This is a genomic window from Paenibacillus sp. Soil750 (assembly GCF_001428045.1).
Lineage (GTDB): Bacteria > Bacillota > Bacilli > Paenibacillales > NBRC-103111 > Paenibacillus_E > Paenibacillus_E allorhizoplanae.
This window is the reverse complement of sequence record NZ_LMSD01000044.1, coordinates 192891-212784: the sequence shown is the minus strand read 5'-3', so window position 1 is coordinate 212784 and position 19894 is coordinate 192891. Positions and strand designations below refer to the sequence as shown.

The 19894-nt window shown below is 45.1% G+C and carries 20 protein-coding genes and 1 pseudogene; 4 read left to right on the top strand and 17 right to left on the bottom strand.

The features are described from left to right. Positions 1–110: 110 nt before the first annotated feature. From ASL11_RS35185 to ASL11_RS35160, 6 genes are all read right to left on the bottom strand, one after another. A complete protein-coding gene (locus ASL11_RS35185) occupies positions 111–842 on the bottom strand; it encodes a YheC/YheD family protein (protein ID WP_063795782.1) in 732 nt (243 codons plus the stop codon). A gap of 29 nt (positions 843–871) precedes the next feature. Beyond that, complete coding sequence (locus tag ASL11_RS35180; protein ID WP_063795781.1) at positions 872–1786, bottom strand: CapA family protein; 915 nt, start codon at positions 1784–1786, stop codon at positions 872–874. A 490-nt stretch (positions 1787–2276) separates the two neighbouring features. Then, complete coding sequence (locus ASL11_RS35175; RefSeq protein ID WP_056626088.1) at positions 2277–2834, bottom strand: class I SAM-dependent methyltransferase; 558 nt, start codon at positions 2832–2834, stop codon at positions 2277–2279. A 504-nt stretch (positions 2835–3338) separates the two neighbouring features. After that, positions 3339–3764 (bottom strand): DUF4304 domain-containing protein, encoded by a 426-nt coding sequence (locus tag ASL11_RS35170; RefSeq protein ID WP_056626085.1) that lies wholly within the window; start codon positions 3762–3764, stop codon positions 3339–3341. A 206-nt stretch (positions 3765–3970) separates the two neighbouring features. Continuing rightward, positions 3971–4276: a PhnD/SsuA/transferrin family substrate-binding protein gene (locus tag ASL11_RS35165; RefSeq protein WP_268796266.1), complete on the bottom strand. Its 306-nt coding sequence runs from the start codon at positions 4274–4276 to the stop codon at positions 3971–3973. Beyond that, positions 4260–5429 (bottom strand): MFS transporter, encoded by a 1170-nt coding sequence (locus ASL11_RS35160; protein WP_442953123.1) that lies wholly within the window; start codon positions 5427–5429, stop codon positions 4260–4262. The genes ASL11_RS35165 and ASL11_RS35160 overlap by 17 nt, the downstream gene beginning before the upstream one ends. A 333-nt stretch (positions 5430–5762) precedes the next feature. On the opposite strand from ASL11_RS35160, the gene ASL11_RS35155 reads away from it, so the two are divergent. Both ASL11_RS35155 and ASL11_RS37950 read left to right on the top strand, forming a co-directional pair. After that, the gene (locus tag ASL11_RS35155; protein ID WP_056626077.1) at positions 5763–6344 is read left to right on the top strand and encodes a TetR/AcrR family transcriptional regulator; all 582 of its coding nucleotides are present in this window, start codon (positions 5763–5765) and stop codon (positions 6342–6344) included. Between the two features lie 230 nt (positions 6345–6574). Continuing rightward, on the top strand, positions 6575–6697 hold the full coding sequence (locus tag ASL11_RS37950; RefSeq protein ID WP_261305123.1) for a hypothetical protein: 123 nt from the start codon (positions 6575–6577) through the stop codon (positions 6695–6697). 77 nt (positions 6698–6774) lie between these two features. On the opposite strand, the gene ASL11_RS35150 is transcribed toward ASL11_RS37950, so the two are convergent. The 3 genes from ASL11_RS35150 to ASL11_RS35140 form a co-directional block, all read right to left on the bottom strand. Then, positions 6775–8001 (bottom strand): RNA polymerase sigma factor, encoded by a 1227-nt coding sequence (locus ASL11_RS35150; RefSeq protein WP_082596085.1) that lies wholly within the window; start codon positions 7999–8001, stop codon positions 6775–6777. Between the two features lie 5 nt (positions 8002–8006). Next, positions 8007–8357 carry a YciI family protein gene (locus tag ASL11_RS35145; RefSeq protein ID WP_056626071.1) on the bottom strand — a complete coding sequence of 117 codons (351 nt, stop codon included), beginning with the start codon at positions 8355–8357 and terminating at the stop codon, positions 8007–8009. A gap of 153 nt (positions 8358–8510) precedes the next feature. Further along, positions 8511–8927 (bottom strand): VOC family protein, encoded by a 417-nt coding sequence (locus tag ASL11_RS35140; protein WP_056626068.1) that lies wholly within the window; start codon positions 8925–8927, stop codon positions 8511–8513. A 133-nt stretch (positions 8928–9060) separates the two neighbouring features. Here ASL11_RS35140 and ASL11_RS38300 point away from each other — a divergent pair. After that, positions 9061–9471 (top strand): annotated as a pseudogene (locus tag ASL11_RS38300) (ISL3 family transposase); the annotation flags it as partial. A gap of 166 nt (positions 9472–9637) precedes the next feature. On the opposite strand, the gene ASL11_RS35130 reads toward ASL11_RS38300, so the two are convergent. Together ASL11_RS35130 and ASL11_RS35125 are read right to left on the bottom strand one after the other, a co-directional pair. Next, a complete protein-coding gene (locus tag ASL11_RS35130) occupies positions 9638–9979 on the bottom strand; it encodes a hypothetical protein (protein WP_056626062.1) in 342 nt (113 codons plus the stop codon). 382 nt (positions 9980–10361) lie between these two features. Continuing rightward, a complete protein-coding gene (locus ASL11_RS35125) occupies positions 10362–11000 on the bottom strand; it encodes an FMN-dependent NADH-azoreductase (protein ID WP_056626058.1) in 639 nt (212 codons plus the stop codon). A 129-nt stretch (positions 11001–11129) separates the two neighbouring features. Between ASL11_RS35125 and ASL11_RS35120 the strand changes: the two genes are divergently transcribed. After that, positions 11130–11489, top strand: coding sequence for a winged helix-turn-helix transcriptional regulator (locus ASL11_RS35120; RefSeq protein WP_056626055.1), 360 nt, complete (start codon positions 11130–11132; stop codon positions 11487–11489). Between the two features lie 59 nt (positions 11490–11548). Here the strand turns inward: ASL11_RS35120 and ASL11_RS35115 are convergent, their stop codons facing one another. The 6 genes from ASL11_RS35115 to ASL11_RS36925 all read right to left on the bottom strand — a co-directional run bounded on the left by ASL11_RS35115 (position 11549) and on the right by ASL11_RS36925 (position 19591). Further along, positions 11549–12001 carry a VOC family protein gene (locus ASL11_RS35115; RefSeq protein ID WP_063795780.1) on the bottom strand — a complete coding sequence of 151 codons (453 nt, stop codon included), beginning with the start codon at positions 11999–12001 and terminating at the stop codon, positions 11549–11551. A 466-nt stretch (positions 12002–12467) separates the two neighbouring features. After that, complete coding sequence (locus ASL11_RS35110) at positions 12468–13616, bottom strand: response regulator (protein ID WP_056626053.1); 1149 nt, start codon at positions 13614–13616, stop codon at positions 12468–12470. A gap of 16 nt (positions 13617–13632) precedes the next feature. Beyond that, positions 13633–15414 carry a sensor histidine kinase gene (locus ASL11_RS35105; protein ID WP_056626049.1) on the bottom strand — a complete coding sequence of 594 codons (1782 nt, stop codon included), beginning with the start codon at positions 15412–15414 and terminating at the stop codon, positions 13633–13635. A gap of 111 nt (positions 15415–15525) precedes the next feature. After that, the gene (locus ASL11_RS35100) at positions 15526–18567 is read right to left on the bottom strand and encodes a peptidase domain-containing ABC transporter (RefSeq protein ID WP_056626046.1); all 3042 of its coding nucleotides are present in this window, start codon (positions 18565–18567) and stop codon (positions 15526–15528) included. Positions 18568–18601: 34 nt separating this feature from the next. Next, the gene (locus ASL11_RS35095; RefSeq protein WP_082596078.1) at positions 18602–19360 is read right to left on the bottom strand and encodes a foldase protein PrsA; all 759 of its coding nucleotides are present in this window, start codon (positions 19358–19360) and stop codon (positions 18602–18604) included. A gap of 63 nt (positions 19361–19423) precedes the next feature. Then, a complete protein-coding gene (locus ASL11_RS36925; RefSeq protein WP_157257161.1) occupies positions 19424–19591 on the bottom strand; it encodes a hypothetical protein in 168 nt (55 codons plus the stop codon). Positions 19592–19894: the final 303 nt, after the last annotated feature.

Below are 19894 nucleotides of genomic sequence, written 5' to 3'. Positions count from 1 at the left end.
TTCATCAAGTCATCTTTTCTTTGGTTCATTTGTCCACCTTTTTCCTTTTTCTCCATTTTCGCCTACATAGATACGTTTTATTCGCATTTATTCATTCTTATAGTTTTTCGTTAGTTTGTGAATCTTTCGTAACGTATAATTTTGCGATACATCCGCTTATCGGAAAGGGCATTAAAAATGTATTTATCTGGTCGAGTATTGACCTCTATGATCCAAGGCTTCATCTCTTTATCAATACCTATATCCACCCCATACGACCTAAAATTCGGGAAAATTCCACTCATATGATTACTGATCCTAACTCCTAGCGCCTTTAATGATTCAACATAGGAAACTTGCTCATTTTTAGGAATAAACGGTGAAAGTAGCTTTCCCACCGGCATTGGCTTACCCCCGCTATGGTAGTTGGTCACGACCTTATTAGGCATGGCTAATCGTCCCACGATACCGGTTACCTCCCACTTACGCTTGCGGTTTCTCTGAACCATAATACGCAGATCAAACGGAAGTCCCTGATAGTGGAGTAAGGGTATACCCTTCTGCACCAAGTAGGTTTTTTTACTTTTTGCTTGCTGGAAAGCGACGTACGCTCCTTTAAAAGTTGCGAATGAACGGTGCCGTGTGCCGTTCTCCAACCGATATCTGGAATCAGTACGAGACAGCTTAAAAATACCATAACCTCCGGTGCCATTACTCGGTTTTAGATAGACAGTGTGATATTTTTCCAACATCCCCTCCACGTTTGCTTCGGTTGCAAGGATTGTTGGCGGTAGATTAAGGGCTAGTTCATCATTAGTTAATAACGCCTTGTATTTGCCTAGCTTGTTATTCCAGTAACCCATACCTTCACCCCTATTTGTTGATAACCGTTCTACCAATCCGGTACAATCCGATAAACGTTTTTCTTCCCTGCATTTTGCAAAATGCGGGTTGGTACATTTGACATTTTCAACACGTCCGTTGTTCCTTTTTCATTTTTCGTAACTTTTAACATTAAGATTGTTCCTCTCAGTCTAGCGGTATGCCGGGGAAGTTCGGTGGATACGAAATTTCCCAGAGAAGACGCCGCTACCCGATTTCTAATGAGTCCGTCGATGTCCTTCACCTTATACATTCTTATCGGATGCAGTACATGGGGATGCGCTCCTAGCACTACATTAACACCTTGTTTAAACAGCAGCTGCATGAGCCTGATTTGGTTGCGGTCCGGAGATGTTCGAAATTCTTTCCCAAAATGTAGGCAAGCGATGATAAAATCTGTTCTACTCTTCAAACTGCGTACGTCTGCTATTATTTTTTGATGGTTTAGCCGGTCGACTAACCATGGCTCTGGCACTGAGATCCCATTTGTGCCTTTCGTATAAGCCAATATTCCGATGTTTATTCCCTTTACGTTAACAATTAGTTTCTGGCGGGCCTCCTGTGCAGAGCGATACGTTCCCGTATGTTGCAGGCCATGTCGATCGAGGACATCTAATGTTCGTCTCAAACCGGATCGTTTCCCGTCCATACAATGGTTATTGGCTGTGCCTACCACATCAAAGCCCAAGTTTCGGAGCGAAGCAGCGAATTCGTCAGGGGTATTGAACAATAGCTTCCCGGGCTCTTCGCGAAAATCGTTGCCGGAGAATGTCGTCTCCAGATTGCCAATCGTTAAGTCAGCTTTCCGCAGATAAGGTTTTACTTTGGAAAAAATAGGGTCGAATCCGCCTTCCCGTGCGGCTGAAGCGATCATCTTCTTTTTCATCAATAAATCCCCGACTGCAGCGATTGTGATTGTCGTCAATCCACCCACTCCTCTCATGATTACACCTTATGCGGTAGAAAAGCGAAATGCTTGAAAGTTGGGCGCCCTTGGAACGGCCAGTAGAAATAAAAAGCTCAAGTCTGAATTAGCTTGGCTTTCGCATTCAAATCCTTTATATCTTTACTCTCCTGTCCAATCTGTCATTGGAAAAATAAAAAGGAGCTGTCTGTTGACAGCTCCTTGATTTGAAATTCTCAGTAATATCTTCTTCGGACAATTGTTAAATCTTTTGAAGAGTCCATTTTTTCTCTGAACTGAACTACTTAACCAACATGCTTTCAATTAGCTCTAAGGCAATTTTCATTAGAACGCCCCGCTAGTAAAAGTTTCCATCTGTTAATTTTATCAAACGAATGTTCTCCAGCAAAATGAGCCAACCACCCATAATTACTTTTACCACCCTGTTATTACACAATAGTTCTGCGTTAATTGAAACTTTTACCTCTCTCATAGATGATGTGAAAAACACTCAGATCTTATTTTTTATTATCAATGGCTTTTTTGCGTCTACAATAATGGAAACCATACCAAGTCCTTCGATAGAATTCCTTGTATCAAATCGAAAGGATCTTCCTATCTTTCCATCTACTTCGTTCCAGTAAATATAATGAAAATCTCCCTTTTCATCACAATATTCCAACAATGATACTTCAAACCCGGCTTTTTCAAATACTTCTACGAATGTTTTCGCGTCATAAACTATTTTGTGAGTTGCCGCCGGATGGTCAGCTGGACCAGGTCCACCGACTTGAACAATCTGTTGGTACCTTTCGTTATGGAAATTTTTATCCGGAACGGCACAACGAATGTACCCACCTGGTTTTAAAAACTCATAACAATGGTTCGCAGCTACAATCCCCTCCTCATAAGTTAAGTGTTCCCACACGTGTTCAGCCAACAGTGCATTAATACTCCCCGGTTTAAATAAGGTGTTCCAACTTTCCAAAGAAAGTAAATTCAACTCATCCTTTTGTGTACTGAGCCAACCATCATAGTTTGTTCCTCCTGCACCAATTATAACTTTCATCTAAATACCACCATCCTGATTTCGCATTAATTAATTACAGTGTAACGCTTAGAAATAAGGATAAGAATGGATTTTTGTTAGGTTACTATGGTTATTTGTTATTGAAGATAACTGCCAGTTAGCTTGAACGAATTTGGATAATAAAACAATATATTCATATACTAGTTACACATCTCAGGAAAGGAGCAATGAACATGGCTGATTCGATTAAACCCAACGGCTCACAGCATGCAGCACCGCCATCGGATGATCCATATAAACAAGGCAGATCAGCAGCTAAGAAGAAATCGAAGTAACTAGATAAAACGTAACAAAGAATAAATACCACCCAAGAACCCTGCCCGATTGTTGAAATGGCGGTCGGTTAATGCCGGCTGCCTCGTTGTGGTCTGTATTGATTTATAGTTCCTACGTTAGCACAATCGACTAGCTCTCTTAAGTCTTGAAGCAACCCTGTTGCCTTACCTATATTATCAAGTCCCCAGAAACGGTTAAATAACTCGTCTAATTGAATTGTGAAAAGTAACTTGTTCCCTGACTTAAAATCATATCTTTCATTTCCTGTATTACAGTTTTTGACTCCTCCTCTGTATGACCATACCGAAACCAAATTTCACGTTCCTTATTACGTAGTACATTTTTCTGAAACCATTTTAATTCATTGACTAATCGAGTTCTGAATTCACAATCATAAACGGTTAGTTTACTAGAAGGAATATATTCCTTAATTGTATTGGGAAGGAAGTCCAAATGAACCCCAAGATCTACAACGCAGGATCCACCATTTTTATCAGCTTGAATCACGATAGCGTTAATTACGTGGTTCTTGGTATCCTTAACAAAATGATGATCTGTGCCAATAAATCCAAATTCGTTTAATGTCGGTGCTAGATGCTTCTTGATTAGCTTTCTGAACTCACTTGTTCTCATTTTAGTATTACCTCTTGGTCAGATTATCGTCTTGAACACGTAATATCAGGGAATGTAACGAATTTCGGTGTAATATTAAATAATTCCTCTAAGTGATGCTTTATTAACGAAATCTGCCCTTTAGTTAAGAAGGCTGCTGAACAATCATCAGCAGCCTTCTTATATTTTAGTAATTGCACTCTTTTTACGCATTCGTTTAATCTGAACTAAGGTTTTTTCACCATCAAAGATATGGCCTCACGAACGATATCAAATTTCTTATCGGTAGATATCGTGTACCCTCGATGTCCAAATACATCGTTGAAAATCTTCCATACTTGCGGGTCGGAAGCTAATGTGATAAATGCATCCTCGAGCTTCATTCTCCATATGGCATTCATATCGGAGCGTACTGTGATCGTATCATTCGGAATCCGCTCGGTAAAAGCAACAACTCGTGTCTGTTCCATTATTTTCGGATAATTTTTAAGCGATGGGCTAAGCGAGGCACGATTATTATTTCGATATGACAGACCGCGGACGGCAGGTCAATGCCCAGAATAAGAGGGCCAAAGCACTGACAGCGGCACCTAACGAACATACTCCGTTCCAGCCAGCGTAAGCGTAGATACTGGTCGAAGCAATTGAACCGGTGGCGCTTCCTATGGAATAGAAAATCATGTAGCCGGCAGTGAGTCGACTGCGTGCCTCTGGGCGCATGTTATAGATTAAACTCTGGTTCGTGACGTGTACGGCTTGCACCGCCAAATCAAGGAGGAGTATTCCAACGATCAATGCAAGCAGCGAGTGTTCGGTATAGCTGATTGGCAACCAGGATACCAGCAACAAGCTAAGCGCGACTCCGGTGGTCCTCTGTCCTAAACCTCGATCGGCGAGCCGCCCTGCCCGAGATGCCGCTAACGCACCGGCAACTCCAGCGAGACCAAACGCTCCAATAGCCGTATGCGAAAGCGACAGCGACGGGCTGCTTAGAGGTAACACCAGCGAAGTCCACAATGTGCTGAACGCGGTAAAAATCAGCAAAGCCAGTACTGCGCGGACGCGTAAAATTCGTTCTTGCAAGAACAAAGCGATTACCGAACGAAGCAACTGTGGGTAAGTTAGTGACTCTCTTATGCGTTCATCATGCGGCAGCACACGGAACAACACGCCAGCCATGACGAGCATCAACGCCGCTGAGACGAGATAAACCGAACGCCAACCGGCGAGATCGGTCAATACGCCAGCGAAGGTTCGCGCAAGCAGAATGCCGATCACTACTCCGCCTATCACTAAGCCGACTATTCTTCCGCGCTCGACAGGAGCAGCCAAAGTCGCCGCAAACGCCACGAGCACCTGCGTTACTACAGCGAGCAGTCCAACCGCAGCCAAGCCTGTGAGCAGCACCGTGCTGGTTGGGGCGATGCCAACCGCAATAAGAGCCAATACGGATAATAGCATTAGACCGGGGATCAGCCGACGTCGATTCAGCAGATCGCCGAGCGGTACCAACAGCAGCAGTCCCAGAGCATAACATATCTGTGTAATGGTAATGACAATGCCCACGGATGAATGCGCAATACTGAACTCGCTCGCCAGGGCGTCCAGCAGCGGTTGTGCGTAGTAGATATTTGCGACAGCCAACCCGCAGGCGGTTGCAAATAACAGTGCCAAATAACGAGACATCTTAGTGACAGGAATGGAATCGGATACGGTGTATGCTCCTTGTGCTGTAGCCTCTACTATATCGCAATCATTTCCGGCAATAACTGCCGCATTTTCTGATAGCATCTCCATTGTTCACACATCTTCTCCAATCTTCTTTAAATTAATTAAATACCAATCAGTATATTATACCGATAAGTATGTTATGATGCTGTGTAAATATTACTCGCCACACATACATACTGTCAAGAGATGGTTGTCAAAAATTATTGTTTGAAGGGGCTTTGATTTGACAGCAAATCCTTCAAAGCTTAAAATCATAACATACTGAACGATATGGAAAGAGGTGCTCTCATGGTTCGGCAACGGGAATTTGATGTGGACATTGCATTAGACGCAGCTATGCAAATATATTGGGAGAAGGGATTCGAAGCTACCTCTTTAAGTGATTTAACATCCAGAATGGGAATTCAGAGGCCAAGCATATACTCCGCCTTTGGTGACAAGAAAGAATTATTCGAAGCCGCGCTACGGAAATATACAACCTATCACTCTTCCAATGTCCGAGCTAAACTTCAGAATCGTTCATCTGTAAAAGAAGGATTTCGCACTTTATTTGAGGGTATTGTAGAAGAAGGATACTCTGAAAGTTGCAATCGGGGATGCTTTTGCATTAATACGATGGTGGAACTTGCTCCTCATGATGAGAAATTTGAAATTCTTACAAGGGAACATCAGATGTATCTATCTGCTATATTTCAAGAAGCAATTGAACGAGGTTTACGATCAGGTGAGCTTGAAACCGACATGAACGCAAAAGCATTAGCACAGACACTTGTTGTATCGTTAATCGGACTTACCGTATTGATGAAATCTCGTCCAGAACGATCATTTATTAATAATTCTGTAGAGATTATACTTACATTGCTTAAGTAGATGTTGGGTAGTTCTATAAAATCTATCATGAACTTAACTTAGAATGTTCAACTCCTATCAAAAAATTCTTAACTCATAAGACGCAATGTACAAACTATGATATACGAAATGAACAATTTTTATTGCACTAATCTGCCCGATAGTTTAATCATAAGTGAGCAAAAACCTTTAGTAAAATCGTGCTATCTTATGCCCGCTGCGTCGATGATCATAAGCGGGTGCAATTATCCATGGCACAGCCGTCAACGATGCGTGTTGTTATCGGATCAATCTCACCGAACGAAATCGGCAAAACATCTGAAGTTAATATTGAAATGAAACTTGATGCCGTAACCATCGTGGAGCCCGTGTGAATATGTCAATCGCATTTTGAGAACAAAACAAAAAAAGATCTGTCCCTGGATTTAGACGTCCATGACGACAGACCTGACTACTCACATTCTCCAGCTTGCTTCTCCAGAAACTCGCGGATGGAAGGATCCATGCACAATCCGATGGCGCGGCTGTACGCGGCACGGGCTTGTTCGAACCTCTGCATCCGCTTGAACAAATGGGCGCTTAGGGCCCAATAAGGTTGATAGCTCTTGACCGCATCGGCCGGCACTTCTTTCAGCAGCGCCATCCCGATTTCGGCCCCACACGCCTCAGCAACGGCTGCCGCCCGGCCGACAATTGCGCCGATCGTTGGCGCGATACGTACGAGCCCCTCGTACAGCAATGCGATCGCTTCCCACTCCGTTCGGCCAGTCCAGGCACGCTGGGCGTGCACGGATTGAATCGCCGCTTCAAGTTGGAACCGCCCGATGCGGTTTCCTTGCGCAGCAACACGAAGGCAATATTCCGCCTCCTCGATCATCATGACTGACCAACGAGAATGATCCTGTTCAGTTATCGGAACATAGTCACCTGCCTCATTACGCCGCACATGGCGGCGTGCTTCGCAGTGCAGCATAAGCGCCATTAATCCCAGCACTTCCGGTTCTCCCGGCATGAACCGTAAGATCAGTCTTCCCATGAAAATCGCTTCTTCGGCCATTCCTTTCCGGCGTGGATCTACACCTGCCACATCATCCCAGCCGCTTCCATAGGCTGCATAGACAGCTTCAAGTACAGCTTCAAGGCGCTCAGGCCATTCGTCCTTCCCAGGCAAGTCGAATATAATGTCATCGCTTTTCAGTTTCGCTTTCGCGCGGGTAAGCCGCTGCCCCATCGTTGCAGGCTTAACAACGAAGGCAGAAGCAATGCGGGCTGCGTCAAGGCCAAGTACAGACTGGAGCATGAGCGGTGTACGCACGGCTGGATCAATTTCGGGATGGGCGCAAATGAACAGCATTTTGAGCCGTTCATCCGGAAAAGACGCTTCGATTTCGGACCATTTCTGCGTATTTTTCGCCATTGCGATCAAAGTCTGTTCCGCACCAGCATGCACCCTGGCATGCCGGGTACTGTCGATCAGTCTGCGCTGCGCAGCAGTAAGCACCCAGGCCTCGGGATTATCTGGCACTCCTGTCGCAGGCCATGATTCAAGCGCGGCCAGGAAAGCGTCGGCAAGCGCATCCTCCGCTGCTGCTAGGTCACGCCAGCGCACAGCCAGAAAAGCAACCAGACGGTCGTAGGAATCACGGGCCGTCTGTTCAATCAGTTGATGAGCATGCATGGTGCTCATAACGAAACTGGATGCAAGTTAGGGCGAACCTCAACCGAGCTACCGGGACAACGTGCTGCCCATTCCAATGCGGTGTCCAAATCTGGTACGTCGATGATCATCAAACCGCCAAGATGCTCCTTGGTTTCGGTGATCGGGCCATCCTGAACCAGCAATTCACCACCCCTGAGGCTAAGCGTGGTTGCGGTTTCGGGGGCCTCGAGACCTGCACCGTTTACAACAATGCCTGAATCGAGCATCGCTTTGACATAATGGGCCCAGCTTGCGGCATATGCCTCCTTGTGAATCGGATCTTTTCGTTTGGCGAAATCCTCCGTCGTTTCATACATTAACAGTGTGTAATTCATGGTTTTTGCTCCTCTCAACATTCATAATGGGGTTGTTTCATGTCTTCACTATAATGACGATCCAGTTCGATGGATTTCTACATCATGCGAAAATATTTTTTTTGAATGTCAGATGGCCCGATGTCGCTTGTATGAGTGCGCTCTCCGTTATCCTTAACCTTGAACTGCATCCATGTTCATGTAGTTGATTGCCCACATATGGCCGTCCAAGTCCTCGAAGGCCCAATGATACATGAATCCATAATCCTCAGGTTCTTCGTACGATTTCCCACCCAAGGAGACTGCAGTATTCACGATTTCATCCACCTTTTCTCGGCTCTCGAAGGCCAATGCGATCGTCATTTGCGCATACTTTTCCGTATCAACGGTTTCCTTCTGCGTGAGCGACTTTAAAAGTTCTTTGGTGAGCAGCATGACCTGCAGGTTGTCGCCGATCACGATGGCTACCGACTTCTCATTCTCGGGGAATTGCGAATTGAGCTCGAATCCGAGTCCGGTGAAGAACGCCTTCGATTGTTCTACGTTGTTTACAGGCAGATTGAAGCTCGTGAATGTGGACATTAATGCCATTTTTAAACACCTCATCGTCAAATTGGTTTGTTGTCATTGATGCCTTCGTTTATTTAGACGAAAGCCGATTCGGGAATTCATCGGTCTACTTGATTCCTGCCACTCCTGTATTGTTGTAATTCCCCAACCACAAGTGCAAACCCAGTATATCAACGAACTTCTCAACATACCAGAGTTACACGTAAGCCAGATTCTGTTTGTCGATCACAATGAAATTCATATCGACGCCACTCCCGTCGCACATCTTCAAAGCTGCCCGATCTGCCTGATTCGCAAAGGTACCAATGGGACGCGAACCGTACGCCATCTGTCAGTCTTCAAGAGAAAATCCTATCTGCACGTACCGGCGATTCGTTTGTTCTGTACGACTTGTCATGCCGAATTCGGATGGACCTACGAATTCGTGGGGCACAAACAACGCTACAGCAAGCTGTTTCGCTCCCTTGCGGTGGAGCAAGCGCTCGGCTCAACAGCGGTGCATAGCGCCCGCATGCAGCAAGCGCCGACGAGCACTGTGCAACGTCTGCATCAGGAAGCCGTTCCTTAAAGACTGAACTATCGTTCTTTCGTTAGTTGAATGGTCGTTAAATAAATTTTGATGGTACCCGTTTAACTGAAGACTGCTATCTTATAGATAAGCACCTTTTGCTTCTGGTAATTTTTTATACTCCTCTTTGTTCTTTACAATATTAAAAATAAAATTTCGCAATTCAAAAAACTGTTTTGCATCCCTCTGTAATTTCGCAATATCGAGTCGTGTTCTCTATATTTATTACAATACCATTTATCCTAATTTTCCACACATCATCTGCATGTGGTTCTGCGCTACAACTCGTGTCAGCAACTAGTTCTTTTGGGTTTAATACCTTAATCTCTTTCATAGCTTGATAAATACTAATTAATTCTTCATTTGAAAAGGTCACCTCGGCATTAGCTGCTCCATCACCAATTAAATCTTTAACCACCATCCCATGAAAGGAATCGATTTTATTTTTACTTCCTACTCCATAGCTAACTGAGAAAGCAAAGTCAGTTGGCATCTGGTCAGGCATATGGGGTTCTTCTTTTGAATTACAGCCTGCAAACAAAAAAGTTATTACGATTAGAATGTTAATAGAAAAAGGGAGCAGCTGCCGCAGCAAAATGCTCCCTGAATTTAGTGATCAATAGAAAAGACAATCCTACTACTGAATTAACGATTGCAGAATTGTCTTATTTTTTTATGAATCCTTATTGAACAAACATTATCCGTTAGCGCAATAAAAAGCCTATTGAAATACTTCAACAGCATTTTTTTATTTGGGAAATATACGCAACTTGATTTCCTGTGGATAATGGGACTCCCCCCGAAAGTAATCGGAATCAGCTTCGCAGCATTACTTCACTTTTGTTGGATATGCTCTTATGGATTCCGGTTTGAGAACGGTCCCCCGATTAGAATCGTTTGGCAACTTCCTTAGCATGTGCAATTGCTTTTTCTTTAATAGCTTGAGCTTGCTCTTGTGATTTTAATGCCGTTCCTTCAACAAAAATTGCCTCAATAGATTGAATCCCATAGAACTGTAAAACCTTATTCAGATAGCTGTATCCCATTTCAAGTGGAGCTAAAGGACCTTCCGAATAAACAGAACCACTAGCTTGAATGTGTAAGACTTTCTTACCGGTCAACAGACCTTCAGGGCCGTTTTCGGTATATCTAAAAGTCTTACCCGGAATTGAAGTCGCATCAGTGTATGCTTTCAAAACCGGTGGGATCGTGAAATTCCACATCGGGGAAACATATACGTACTTATCAGCAGCCACGAATTGATCAACAATCGCTTCAAGACAAGCCACTTTTGACTTCTCAGCATCAGTCAGTTGTTCGAAAGATGAACCCGACCGAAGCTTTTCCCAACCTCTTAAAACATCAGCATCAAATTGCGGAATATTCTCTTTGTAGAGATCCAAATGAACAACTTCATCTCTCGGATTAGCCTCGCGGTACGCTTCGATAAACTCTTTGCCTACCGCGAGACTATACGATGATTGAGGATCGAGAGGGTGTGCAGTGATGTACGATACGATTGCCATGAATCATAACTTCCCTTCTGTAATCAGTTATACTTTCAAGGATAATCATATTATATATACTTACAATTTTTAAGTACGCACAATAATGTGGTATAGTATTAAAAAAGGTACTGTAACGGAGGCCTATGTATGCAAAAGAACCCTGTCCAATGTCAATTCGTTGTGGCGCTGGATTCGATCGTCGGCAAATGGAAGCCGATCATCCTTTATCATTTGCTTCAAGGTAAACCTTTGCGGTTCAATGAGCTAAGAAGATTGTTACCCGATATCACTCAAAGGATGCTTACGCTCCATCTGCGCGAATTGGAAGAGGAAGAGATTGTTAAACGAGTCATTTATCCGCAAATCCCGCCGAAAGTAGAATACTCCATCACGGAATACGGCATGAGCCTGTCTCCGATTTTGGAAACTTTACACCAATGGGGAGTGGCCCATGTTGAGCGAAAACAGCTCAAAAAGGAGAAAAATGAACAAACAGAAACGGACTAGCGTTCGACATTACGCTAGTCCGTTTCATTCTACTCCGAGTAACAATATAACGAAAGTGATTACGAGGCATGTCCGGCAGCCCGGCCTGCCAGAATTAAAGAAGATCTATAAATCCGAACTATCCTCTCTCTATGGAGAAACGTTTTGCTCTTAAATACTCCCATTTTCTCTAGTGAAAATCCTCGCATTCCGTCGAACTCCTCAATCTCACCAACATCGGCTCCTCGCTGTCGCAGAAGCTTATATGCCGTCTCAATCACAATATCTTGCGTATGAAAGTTAAAATACTGTCCTACACCATAATCATTTTTCGGAAATGGTTTCTGTTCAATGTTGTAGGAACGCACGAGACAAAAAATTATTTTGTTATTATTCATCATTGTCACAGTAGCGTTCAGATCATCTTTATGCATGATTTCAAATCCTAAAACATGGGTATACCATTCAGTTGATCGTTTCAGGTCGCTGACCGGGACGAAAATACCAACACCAAAAAATGGGCTTTTACTCATTTTAAATATCTCCTCCTTAAGTATTAATGTGAACTTAACTAATAAACGACACATTCACCGAAAACCAAACAGAGGGTTTAAAATAAGTTTTCCGTCACCATAAATTGGTTCCTGTCTGGATCTTCAAAATAGAAAGCGATCCTCCCATTTACCAATTGGATGTTGCTGATTTTCACCCGTATCTTGGCCAAATCGAGGTAACACCTGCATATCTCACTAAGGTCTCTCTATTTGAAGGCTTCGACGAGCCTATCCAAATCCATTTGTGAGGCGTACGATTTCGGAACTTCCCTCTCAAAAGGATCTTTACTAGCTACCTCAATTTGACAGGCAAGCTTCTGTAATCTCAATCGAGCACGCCAAATAGTCATCTGGACGGTCCCTTCCGCTTGTGATAAGAACTCGGCGGTTTCTTTCGAAGTAAAATCAAATACACCTTACGCTTTTTTTTGTTTGACAAAATTATTTATTTTCTACCGGAAAATAGGCTTACCAACAACTCATACTGCTGAATCAGCTCCTCGGAAGGATGAATGCCAAGCTCTAGGCTGAGAAGCCGAGCATAACCGGTATACAGAGCGGTCAATCCTTTTCTGTTCCCGGTCTGCTCGCATATCGTCATAAGAAGAGATATGACAGATTCGTCAAACGGATTGCGTTCTTTCAGCTTGAGCAGCAGCTTGGAGGCAGAGGTCATATCGCGCAAAGAAATATGTGCTGTGGCAAGCTTTATTGAAAATGATGCGTACAACCTTGCATAGCGCTCCATTTCGTCAGTAGCCCACAAATAGGATTTGTCTCCAAACAAATCTCCGGTATACAGCCGTTCAATCTGCACTGCTCTATCCACATTTCCAACGTCAATGGAGTGCAGTTTCTTCACTTGTTTTTCGAATTCCACATAATCAATAAAGGGATCCTTCAATTCGAGCGCGTAGCCATCGTTCTCCGATCGTACAATCCCACGCATGCCGAGAGGTTCCAAAGAATTGCGCAATTGATACACAGTCGTATTCAGATAATTCTCCGCACCCTTTTGGTCCATGCCTCCATAAATATCAGCAATTAGTCTCGAACGAGGAATACGTCTGCCACGATAAAGAACCAGGTAAGCAAACAGCTCCGTGCACTTTCTAGAGATCCACTTTACGCGGCCTGCTTCATTTCTGACAGCGAAGTCTCCGAGAGCCGTTATGACGACCTGCCCCACATCCTGGGAAGCCAGATCTTGCAGTGGCTGTGATCGTAAAAGCTGCCAGTTCGATAGAGCGCGATTTACCGTCCGCTGCAGCCGCTCCTTGGAAACCGGCTTGACCAAGTAATCCAAGACGGACAGTTCGTAAGCTTCTAGGGCGAAATCCTTATGAGACGTGACGAAGACGACTTGCATGGTAGAACCAGACTCTTCCATCTTGGCGGCGAACTCCATCCCATTCTCGCCTTTCATCGAGATGTCTACAAAAGCCAGGCCGATATCGTCGTTCCCGCTTAAGAAGGAGACTGCTGACAGCGCATCTGTAAAAGCACCCGCAACATGAACCCCGGGTATCTTATCCAGCATTTTGTGCAGAATCAAATGCATCGCCGGCTCATCGTCCACTAAAATCACTTTCATGCTACTTCACCACCTTTCAATTGTTAGAATGCTTCCTACCACCAACCTGGCCGGGCAAGGTGAAGGAGAAGGTCGTCCCAACTCCGGGTGCGCTGTTAAACCAAAGGCTGCCGCCATGAATGCTAACAAATTGACTGGCAAGTACCAGTCCGAATCTCATATTTCCAGGATCGTCTCCGGTGACCGGCATTTTGAAGAACTGTTCATTCAGACTCAGTATTTCCGCGGTCTTCTCATCAATTCCCTCTCCATTGTCGCATACGGACACGATGATCCGATCGCCTTCCTGTACGGCTCCGATCTCAATCACCCCGCCGAATCCCGTAAATTTGATGGCATTCGAGAGTAAATTTCGCAGAATGAGATCCAGCATCTCTTTATCCGCGCTAACCGCAAGCTTCTCGTCGATTCGTTCCGTCATCCGAATCTGCTTCATGCTTGCCTTCGCTCTGGCAAGCGACAGAGACTGTCGAACGACTTGCTGCAAATTCCAGTCTAACGGTCGAAATACGACTCTCCCTTTCTGGCTGCGATACCAGTCGAGCAAATTCTCAACAAGATTGAACGTGCCTTGCACTTGTCCTTGGAGCTCTCGGAACACTTCGACATGCTGGGCTTCGGTGGCAGTAAGCTCTTCACCGAGTAGTTCGGTTAGGCTGACGAGGATTGCGATCGGATCGCGAATGTCATGCGCAACGACGGTGAACATCTTGTCCTTGAACGTGTTCAACTCTGATAGCTGTCTGGCATTCTCACGCAATCGAGTCTCGTTTTCCTTCAATTCCGTAATATCATTGAACATCAATATTTTTCCGATCGGAGTGCCCGAATCGTAGATGAACGCTAAATTGCAGTGATAATGCTTACTGTAGTTTGCATGGAATCTTTGAAATGAGAAGCGTTCGTTTCCGGTGCTGGCAGTGCGAATGTGCTCAACCAGTTTCGGACTGGAAGGCAGAACCTCACCCACGTAAGCGGGGTAATGCTTAGTCAAACCGAGTTCGGGAAGCACCTCTTCGGCTGCGCTGTTGTAACTGACGATTTGATCCTCGTAATCGAGCAGGACGACCCCATCCCGGATCGTGTCGAACACTTGAGTCAACGCAAGCGGGGTAAACTTAAGCAGATTAAACCGCAAAATCCCCCACACATAGACGACTCCCGACACGGCGAATCCAAACGGTGTCAAATCGACGATGACTCCGAACCACAATAACATATTGAACATCAGGGGCACGGCAGCACCCATACTCAGTACGATGACTTGCTTGCGCACGATTCGAGAAGACCGCCAGTACATGGGGATAAACAGAAAAAAACCGCACATTATAACGAAATAATTATAGAGGGTGTGTACTTCATACCCAAGGCCTTTGTCCGTCTTATACAAAGGAACCGAAGTTCCCTCATTCAAGTTATAGCTCTTGTAGATCAGGTGATGCCAATCGTTAGTCAAATGGAGAAAAAAAATAGTCGCTGGGATAACGAATAAGACCAGTGCAAGGCGTTTTCGATATCGGGCCGCTGTCCCCGTAAATTGAATGACCTGAAAGAACCATAGCGTAGAGACGAAAGGAATACCCAAATATTCAATTTGAAGCGCCAGCTTCACTTCGAACAGATTTCGGCTAAGCAATTCGACCGCATAGCCTGTTGCGTAGCAAGCCGCTCCCACCATGATTAGAATCATCGTTTTAGCGATGGGTAGATGGCGTTTCTGGTAAGAAAGGAATGCGACGTACACCATTAGCGCCGCTGCGAGAAAAAGCAGTAATGACATCCATTGTATTTTATCCACAGCTGTCTCCTATATCAACTCTCAGACAATGTCTGATGAATAGCGTAACGCGAAATTAAGCTATTATCAAGCTCATTTCGATTATGAATCTTCGGTTTATTGATCGTATTTTCAACTTAACTGCTGACTAACTAAGTAATAATAAAGACCCTGAGCCTGGGTAAGCTCGGCATGGGAGCCAGACTCCACGATCACTCCGTGATCCATAACGAGAATGAGATCTGCTTTTTGCACCGTGCTCAATCTATGAGCGATGATGAGAGCGGTGCGTCCTTTCATTATCGAATCCATATTTTGCTGAATAATCCGTTCCGACTCCGAATCAAGCGCACTTGTAGCCTCATCGAATATAAGAATGCTCGGCTCGCCAAGCAGCGCCCTTGCAATGGCGATCCGTTGTAGCTGCCCCCCTGATAAGCTTAATCCGCCTTCGCCAATCATCGTCTTGAAACCGAGCGGCAAAGCGGTAACAAATTCGTAAGCTCCTGCCAACTTGGCGGCTGCTTCGACTTCTTCTAGTGTAGCGGACGGAAAACGAATCGCGATGTTGTCTTGAATCGTCGCACGGAACACTCGACTTTCCTGCTGGACGATACCGATTTTACGGCGCAATGAAGCGGCATGAATTTGCCTGAGATCGTGTCCATCAAGACGGATCGTCCCGCTTGTCGGCGTAAATAGCTTCGTCAGCAAATTGGCAAACGTTGATTTGCCCGACCCGCTTCTTCCGACGATCGCAACGGTTTGCCCGGGTAGTATGCGGATACTAATTTGTTGCAAAATATTGGGGCCGTCCTTTTCATAACGAAACGTCACATTGTCGAACTGAATGTGTCCCTTCAGCGCAGCCAGCCTTCGCATATTTTGCGACTCACGCTCTTCCGGATGGGCCTGAAAGACATCGTCGATTCGTTCCATCGATACTCGCACTTCCATAATTTCGTTCAGCATCTCCAGCATGCTAGTTATCGACTGTGTAACTGTAAAGTAGACCGACAAAAAGGCAACAAATTGCCCGACCGTCAATTGACCGTGCATAACGAAAACCGCGCCACTGTAGAGCACCAAGGCGTTGCCGATCGTTTTAATACTGTTCGTAATCGTTTCAGATGCTACGTGTAATTGAATGGCCTTCATTCGCTGCTTCAAAGCAAGCTGCAGGTTGTCCATTAGCTTCCATCTTATGGAAGATTCGGCGGCAAGGGCTTTGACGGTCGAGATCAATTTAATAGCTTCGACTATCGTCGTTTGGGACTCCGCCTCCGCTTCGAATTGTTTGCGGCTGTTTTTGCGCATGAGCGGTGAAAAGAGCAGCACTAGCGCGATATAGCACGGAATAATGGCAAACGCGATAAACGACAATTTGATATGATAGACGAACATAAGTGTTCCGTAGATGAGGATCGTCAATACATCAAGCAGCATTTGCACGGCCCCGGTTGTCAGCATTCTGCGTATTTTCTTGTTTTCGCCCACCCGACTTGTCAAATCGCCGATTGTGCGTGCCAAAAAAAACGATAAAGGCAAGCTGAGTAAATGCTTATAGAAATCTCCCAGCATTGTGATGTCGATACGCAGTGCGATTTGAGCTGCTAAAAAATTTCGAAACGAATTGACTACGATATAACAAACAGAGAGCCCAAGCATACTGATCAACAGCATTTGGAGAAGATCCGTGTGCTTATCTACAAGCACCTTGTCTACAATGACTTGCGTAATGATCGGTATCGCAAGGGCGATCAATTGCACGAGCAATGACGTGACTAAGAGTGATAGCAACGCTTTTTTGTTCGGCATCACGTATGCGATAAACCGCGTTATTGGACTGCGAATACGCTCATGAGATGCTAGTCGCTCCGTTGGCGTGAGAGTTAAGATCGTCCCGCTCCAACCAGCCTGAAAATCCGCTCTGCTCTTTTTTTCCAAACCATATGCCGGATCACCAACGGTAACATGGGTTTTGGTCACTTCATAAACGACGATAAAGTGCTCGCCCTTCCAATGCGCAATCACTGGCAGCCTCATATCGGCAAGCTCATCGAGCTGAATTGTAAAGCCTTGGGCAGCCAGACCGAGCGATTCTGCCGTCTCTGTCAAGCCGTACAACGAGCTTCCGGAACGCGACATTTCTGTTTGCTCCCGAATCCGATTCTGATGAATGCGCGATCCGTAGTACGCCATCACCATGGCAAGACAAGTAGGACCGCAATCCATTTCATTTTGCTGCAAAAGGAACGGATATTTGCGCAGCTTGAATCGTCGTTTTGCAGGCTTCACTTCAACCGTTTGCCAGAGAGTTGGTTTGCCGGGAGCAGCCTCCAATTCCATCGTGTCGTCTTCCCCATACTTGGAAGCGCTTGATACATAATTGGCGGAAATGCTCTCGATCGCTGTTTTCAGAGCAGGGTGCTCCACGATCATATGATCGAAATCATTTTTGCTTAACCGAAACAACTGAGCATCCTCACTGGCTACAACCGTAGCTTTACGTTGCGCCCCTGTAAGAAGCGCTAATTCTCCGAAAAAATCGCCCGGGATAAGACGGTTTATTATAGTACCGTCTTCTTCCTTGATTACCTCGCAATGCCCGGAGTGAACGATGTAAAATGCGTCTCCTTCGTCTCCCTGACGCACGATCGGCTGCCCTTTTTCCACTTTGGTCACAGTCATCCGTTCCAGAAAAGTCCGAATGGCTTGATGATCATCGAAAGATAGCAAAGTCGTCCGTTTTAAAAACATGGAGACGGCACGAGAAGACATGTAGGTCGTAAGCAGATGCTCAAGTCCGGGATTATGCAGCAGCACTTCACGAAGCTTCTCTGTTGGAATGGCTAGCAGTCGTACATTCCCTGCAGCGCTGTAGGTGATGGTGGGGCTTGGTTGCTCCATCTCGCTACCCCATCCGAAGCTGTCCCCTCCCGACAATAGACCAAGGCTAATCTCCTTCCCGTTCGACTGCTCTTCGATCATCCGGACTTCTCCCGAGACGACGCAGTAAAGAGACTCCGATAAGTCGCCCTTTTCATGGATCGTCTGTCCGATGGAGAATTGCACGATCTCAGCATGTTGGGACACCCTTTGTTTTTCATCCGAACGAAGCACGCTAAATAAAGATATTTTTTCCATATAGGTGAACTGTTTATTTGTCTCCATCTCTCACCTTATCCCCAATGACCTAATCTTGTTCCTAAAGCAGAATATGTACGCTTGCTTGCTTACGTCTGGAAGAAAGCCACTCCTCGAACAAGATCTGTTCAATTCTCGATCGAATGTCGGCGTTCAGCTCCGCTGGATAAACTTCATCAACCTTAATCACGTAAAATTGTTTGTCGATTTCAAGTGGTCCGATAACCGTCCCGGCAACCGTCCCGAATGCTTGCGTATGTACCTCTCGGGGAAGCTCCTTTCTTTCCCTGCGACCGACAAACCCTCCCGCAAACCTTGATAACTCATCCGTCGAATATTCGCGTGCAAGCAAGAAAAACTCGGCTCCCTCCATCGTCTTGAATCTAAGCTCGCGCGCAAGTCCCCGTTCGTTCACTAAGATTTGCGAGAGGGCCACCGCATCGAACTCAGAACGATGTTCCGCAAAGTAGCGCTCTACCTTGCCGGATGCTACATGCTCGCGAACGCGAACCATCAATAACTTCATTCTGGCGTAGTCAGCCAAGTCGGAAGTTGAAAGCGAACGTTCCGCCAGCCAACCTTCTACTTCCGAGGCTTGATACAGCTCGTACTCTACTCTCCAGTCATTGACCGCCTTCTGGATCTCCTCCGGACTAGCTGTGAGTTGATGCTCTTGGGCGTAGGCGGCGATAAGTACATTTGATGCATAATCCTCAATCGCGCTGAAACGTCCACGCATTTTGGTGAAGCGCAGAACAGTCGCTAATGAATAGCTAGTTCCTTCTATGTGAAGGGCAATGACCTGATCCAGTGACATCATGAAACCCCCTTTATTTTCGTCCTATTTCTAGATAAAAGCGCGGGGGAATCCCCCGCGCCTTGGTTAATATGAAGCACGTGATTGATGCTTAAATGGATCACTAACTCCGCCGGTCACATTCTTTGCTTCTTCCTCAGACAACTTTTTAGACAAATTATCGAGCTTTATTTCAGCAGCTTTGTTTGTCTCTACCGTTTCTTTGTTCACATCCGTTTGCTTTGGCTGTTCCATTGTTTTCACCTCCTTTAGAATTCATAATGCAAGTTTACTACAGCCAAATAAAAGAATAATGAAAGAATTCGGCCATAAAATAGGAGAAACCGCGTAGAATCAAGCCTTCGCGGTTTTTTTATTGATGTAATTTTTTCAGACAAAGGACAAATGTCTCACTTTGTGTCAGAGAATATATAAATGCATTTTTAGCAGTTTTCTCCTGATCCTAAACTATTGTTCCGAGTTGCAGTGTAATCCCATAACTAAGATTAAGATCAAAGAGGATATTTTATATGAAGCAGTTCAATAATATACTCCCAA

What these genes read in the sequence shown, in the direction of transcription:
- ASL11_RS35170 (WP_056626085.1), bottom strand. Translation starts at nt 3,764, where the DNA reads ATGAGAACAAGTGAGTTCAGAAAGCTAATCAAGAAGCATCTAGCACCG.
- ASL11_RS35115 (WP_063795780.1), bottom strand. Translation starts at nt 12,001, where the DNA reads ATGAGTAAAAGCCCATTTTTTGGTGTTGGTATTTTCGTCCCGGTCAGC.
- ASL11_RS35100 (WP_056626046.1), bottom strand. Translation starts at nt 18,567, where the DNA reads ATGGAGACAAATAAACAGTTCACCTATATGGAAAAAATATCTTTATTT.
- ASL11_RS35185 (WP_063795782.1), bottom strand. Translation starts at nt 842, where the DNA reads ATGGGTTACTGGAATAACAAGCTAGGCAAATACAAGGCGTTATTAACT.
- ASL11_RS35155 (WP_056626077.1), top strand. Translation starts at nt 5,763, where the DNA reads ATGGTTCGGCAACGGGAATTTGATGTGGACATTGCATTAGACGCAGCT.
- ASL11_RS35095 (WP_082596078.1), bottom strand. Translation starts at nt 19,360, where the DNA reads ATGATGTCACTGGATCAGGTCATTGCCCTTCACATAGAAGGAACTAGC.
- ASL11_RS35125 (WP_056626058.1), bottom strand. Translation starts at nt 11,000, where the DNA reads ATGGCAATCGTATCGTACATCACTGCACACCCTCTCGATCCTCAATCA.
- ASL11_RS35120 (WP_056626055.1), top strand. Translation starts at nt 11,130, where the DNA reads ATGCAAAAGAACCCTGTCCAATGTCAATTCGTTGTGGCGCTGGATTCG.
- ASL11_RS36925 (WP_157257161.1), bottom strand. Translation starts at nt 19,591, where the DNA reads ATGGAACAGCCAAAGCAAACGGATGTGAACAAAGAAACGGTAGAGACA.
- ASL11_RS35130 (WP_056626062.1), bottom strand. Translation starts at nt 9,979, where the DNA reads ATGCCTGACCAGATGCCAACTGACTTTGCTTTCTCAGTTAGCTATGGA.
- ASL11_RS35140 (WP_056626068.1), bottom strand. Translation starts at nt 8,927, where the DNA reads ATGGCATTAATGTCCACATTCACGAGCTTCAATCTGCCTGTAAACAAC.
- ASL11_RS35110 (WP_056626053.1), bottom strand. Translation starts at nt 13,616, where the DNA reads ATGAAAGTGATTTTAGTGGACGATGAGCCGGCGATGCATTTGATTCTG.
- ASL11_RS35175 (WP_056626088.1), bottom strand. Translation starts at nt 2,834, where the DNA reads ATGAAAGTTATAATTGGTGCAGGAGGAACAAACTATGATGGTTGGCTC.
- ASL11_RS35160 (WP_442953123.1), bottom strand. Translation starts at nt 5,429, where the DNA reads ATGTCTCGTTATTTGGCACTGTTATTTGCAACCGCCTGCGGGTTGGCT.
- ASL11_RS35145 (WP_056626071.1), bottom strand. Translation starts at nt 8,357, where the DNA reads ATGAATTACACACTGTTAATGTATGAAACGACGGAGGATTTCGCCAAA.
- ASL11_RS35150 (WP_082596085.1), bottom strand. Translation starts at nt 8,001, where the DNA reads ATGCATGCTCATCAACTGATTGAACAGACGGCCCGTGATTCCTACGAC.
- ASL11_RS37950 (WP_261305123.1), top strand. Translation starts at nt 6,575, where the DNA reads ATGGCACAGCCGTCAACGATGCGTGTTGTTATCGGATCAATCTCACCG.